The organism is uncultured Gimesia sp., assembly GCF_937919775.1.
GTDB lineage: Bacteria > Planctomycetota > Planctomycetia > Planctomycetales > Planctomycetaceae > Gimesia.
In genome coordinates, this window is the sequence record NZ_CALFPF010000194.1 from 1 (window position 1) to 3,682 (window position 3,682).

Annotated in this window: 4 protein-coding genes; 3 read left to right on the forward strand and 1 reads right to left on the reverse strand. The window is 48.7% G+C overall.

Features of this window, described 5'->3' with window-relative positions; all coding sequences use genetic code 11:
- Together Q0294_RS05170 and Q0294_RS05175 are read left to right on the forward strand one after the other, a co-directional pair.
- Positions 1-879: PAC2 family protein (locus Q0294_RS05170; RefSeq protein WP_299461606.1), on the forward strand; the 879-nt coding region annotated here is incomplete at its 5' end.
- A 56-nt stretch (positions 880-935) separates the two neighbouring features.
- A complete protein-coding gene (locus Q0294_RS05175; protein ID WP_299461608.1) occupies positions 936-2,141 on the forward strand; it encodes a methionine adenosyltransferase in 1,206 nt (401 codons plus the stop codon).
- A gap of 8 nt (positions 2,142-2,149) precedes the next feature.
- On the opposite strand, the gene Q0294_RS05180 is transcribed toward Q0294_RS05175, so the two are convergent.
- Entirely contained in the window at positions 2,150-2,824 is a 675-nt protein-coding gene (locus tag Q0294_RS05180) for a protein-L-isoaspartate(D-aspartate) O-methyltransferase (RefSeq protein WP_299461610.1), read from the reverse strand.
- A 508-nt stretch (positions 2,825-3,332) separates the two neighbouring features.
- Between Q0294_RS05180 and Q0294_RS05185 the strand changes: the two genes are divergently transcribed.
- Entirely contained in the window at positions 3,333-3,584 is a 252-nt protein-coding gene (locus Q0294_RS05185) for a hypothetical protein (RefSeq protein WP_299461612.1), read from the forward strand.
- The last annotated feature ends 98 nt before the right edge of the window (positions 3,585-3,682 follow it).

Sequence of the window (3,682 nt, forward strand, 5' to 3'; positions counted from 1 at the left end):
ATGGGGAATGTCGGATTATCAGCCGGTTATTACCTGATGGCGAAACTGGGAATGGACCTGTTTGCAGAGTATTCTCCTCCGGAATATTTTGATGTTGATCATGTGGAAGTTCAGCATGGTCTGATTCGAACGGGGATGCGTCCGCGGAGCCGCTTCTTTGTCTGGCGAGATCCAGCAGAGAAACATGATCTGGTGGTTCTGATCGGAGAAGCACAGCCGCAGATTGGAAAGTACTCGTACTGCCAGAAGCTTATTACGTATGCAGAGGAACTGGGTATTGAATGTGTTTATACCTTCGCCGCAATGGCGACGGCCATGCATCCGGAGCATGAATCCCGCGTGTTCGCAGCGGTGACTGATGAGTCGTGCCTGGCTGAGCTAAGAAAATTGGATTTGAATATTCTGGAAGAGGGGAATATCAGCGGTTTAAATGGCATTCTGCTGGGAGCAGCCGCTGATAAGAATTTTAAAGGGACCTGTCTGCTGGGAGAGATGCCGCAGATCTTTTCACAAGTCCCGTTTCCCAAGGCTTCGCTGGCGGTATTAGAGGCTTTCAAATCCCTTTCCGGAATAGAGGTCGACACGACAGAACTTGCCGAACAGGGAAAAGCGATGGAACAGAAGCTGGGAGAGCTGTTGTCCCGCATGGAACATTCGCTGGGGGAACCACCGGAGGAAACCTACGAAGAACCTTACGTTCCAGAGCCGCCGGAAGAACCAAAACTGTCCGTCGAAGAAGAGCAAAACATTGAAGAATTGTTCGGGCAGGCCGCCCGGGATCGCTCAAAGGCTTTCGTGTTGAAACAGGAACTGGATCGCTTGAATCTTTTCCAGGACTACGAAGATCGTTTTCTGGATTTGTTTAAAAATAATAAATGATGTTCCGCTGCAATGCGGTCTGCATTTGAGTCAATCGTCAAGGAATGAGTTGCTTTATGCAAAACTTTCAGTTGGAACATTCAGGAAATGTGGCTACATTTGAGCGACGAACCGAATTTGTGGAACGCAAAGGGATTGGGCATCCCGATACGATTTGTGACGGTATTGCGGAGTCGATTTCGATCGCGTTATGCCAGGCCTATCTTGATCGGGCCGGTCGTGTATTACATCATAATATTGATAAGGGACTGCTAATCGCCGGAGAGACGAGACCCGCGCTTGGCGGAGGAATTGTTGACGTTCCGATGCGTCTTGTGATTGGTGATCGTGCGACTGCGGAATGCGACGGTTTCCGAATCTCGACAAAGGAAATTGCGATCTCCAGTGCCAAGGGATGGATTCGAAATCATTTACGACTGGTTGATCCCGAAAAGCATGTGATTTTTCAAAATGAGTTAAAAGCGGGTTCGCCGGAGCTGACGGATATTTTTTCCCGCAAACAGATTTCTGCCAATGATACTTCTGCTGCAGTGGGTTTTGCGCCGCTGACTGAGACCGAGCAACTGGTTCTGGCGACCGAGCGGCAGATCAATTCTGACAAATTCAAGAAGCTGTTTGTGGAAGCAGGGGAGGACGTTAAGGTCATGGGAATTCGCCGTGATCGGAGTTTGCAATTAACGGTGGCGGTGGCGTTGGTGGATCGCTATATCAAAAATGTCCGGCAATATTTTGATCGCAAACAGGAGATGCAGCAGGAACTGATGGAATTTCTGGAACCGCAGCTCAAGACGCTCGACGGTGTTCAGCTTGATTTGAATACGCTCGATAATCCCGAGCGAGGGTTGGGGGGCATGTATCTGACGGTCCTCGGGACTTCAGCGGAAGGGGCGGACGGCGGTCAGGTGGGCCGTGGGAATCGTGTGAACGGGTTGATCACTTTGAATCGACCGATGAGTACGGAAGCGGCTGCCGGCAAGAATCCGGTGAGTCATGTCGGAAAAATCTATAACGTCTTGAGCCATTATCTTGCCGAAAAAATTCATGCGTCCGTGGAACCGGTGAAAGAAGTTTGTGTCTGGTTGTGTAGCCAGATTGGACGCGATATCAGCGATCCCTGTATGATGAGTGTTGAAGTGGTATTAAGAGAAGGGACTGCACTTCCGGATGTGGAACCGGCGATCCTTGCCATTGTCGAAAAAGAACTGGCAGGAATCGATGACTTTGTCGTGCGACTTTCGCGGGGAGAATTCAGTGTTTATTAAGATGTGTATTAAGTTGGCCAGCCAAATTCTCCGATCAAAGGAACGAAGGTGAACGCGCCCAGATCTTCTTCAGACAGCTTGCCATTTTTCAGAGTGAAGCGGCACATGGTTTGGCCGGTAAACTCTGTCCCGATGGGGATGATGATTCTGCCGCCTTCCTTCAACTGGTTCAGATACGGTTTCGGCAGGGATTTTGCTCCTGCGGTGACAATGATCGCATCAAAGGGAGCCGCCTGTGGAACTCCCAGATTTCCATCGGCAGAGTAAACTTGCACGTTGAAATAACCAAGACGCTGCAATCGTTCAGAGGCCTGTTGAACTAATTCCGGAATTCGTTCGACCGTATGAACTTCGCGGGCCAGCAAAGACAACACGGCTGCTCCGTAGCCGGAGCCACAGCCAACTTCCAGCACGTTTTCATTTCCGGTCAGTTGAGCGGCAGCACACATATAGGCGACGGTATACGGTTGAGAAATCGTCTGATTGCAATCAATGGGTAAAGCGCAGTCGTTGCAGGCGAAAATTTTCTGATCGGGTGAAACGAATTCCTCACGCGGGACCCGGCGCATGGCATCCAGAATGCGGAGGTCATTGATGCCCCGCATGCGGATCTGGTTTTCGACCATCCGTTCTCGTGCCTCTTGCCAGATGTCGCTGTCTTGATTTGCTGATGAATCGTGCATGACCAATGACTCTGCTGTTAAAGTTAAGGAATAAAGTTGGCCCGACTGGCAGGTCTTTCTTTTCTGATCAATGTTCCGTATTACGAATAAAGCAGATCGAGAATCTTATCGAGGGTCAATACTCCAACCCGTTTACCTGCCGCATCGAGAACCGGCAGCCGAGAAAAAATGTCCGATGATCATGATGTTTCTCCTGAAGAAGTTAGCTTGTTTGACAGGTGACTCTCAATAAAATAATTACTATTACGTTGAGAGAATTACGCTGACTTTCGCTGAAAATTACAGGGTTTTTAACTGAATTGAAAACGATTGCTTCAACATACCCAGTGAATCGTAAAGTGTAAATACACCGAGACTGGTTCTTGAACCGAGCGGTTTCCTGGGGGATTTCCCGATCCAGGTTTGTCGCAATTCCCGATTTATTATGTGGACCGGAATCTGTATTTTCTCGTCATCCGAGGAATAGTTTCCCTGCTCGAATTCGATTTTATTAAGAAAGGATCTCGAAATGACATTAATGGCTGAACAACAGATGGAGCACATTGGCGAAACAAAAGGCTGCGCAGATCACGATCACGATGTGATTCATGAATTGAGTAAAAGACTGGATGCGCTTTGGCGCTGTGATCAATACATCGCGAATGCTAAAGGACATTCCAAGCTGCAGAAGTTCTGGGAAGGTATCAAAGCTCAGGAAGAGGATAATATTTCCCGTCTGAAAGAAATCCTGGCCGAGCATATTAACAAGGGTTGTTTTTAAACCCCAGTTCTCTCGGGGTAAGAGTTCTTCTATATAAAAGCCAGTCAGGCGAACGGGGCCTTAATTCGTTCTCGGAAACAGGCTGCGATCTGTCTGTG

What these genes read in the sequence shown, in the direction of transcription:
- Q0294_RS05185 (WP_299461612.1), top strand. Translation starts at nt 3,333, where the DNA reads ATGACATTAATGGCTGAACAACAGATGGAGCACATTGGCGAAACAAAA.
- Q0294_RS05175 (WP_299461608.1), top strand. Translation starts at nt 936, where the DNA reads ATGCAAAACTTTCAGTTGGAACATTCAGGAAATGTGGCTACATTTGAG.
- Q0294_RS05180 (WP_299461610.1), bottom strand. Translation starts at nt 2,824, where the DNA reads ATGCACGATTCATCAGCAAATCAAGACAGCGACATCTGGCAAGAGGCA.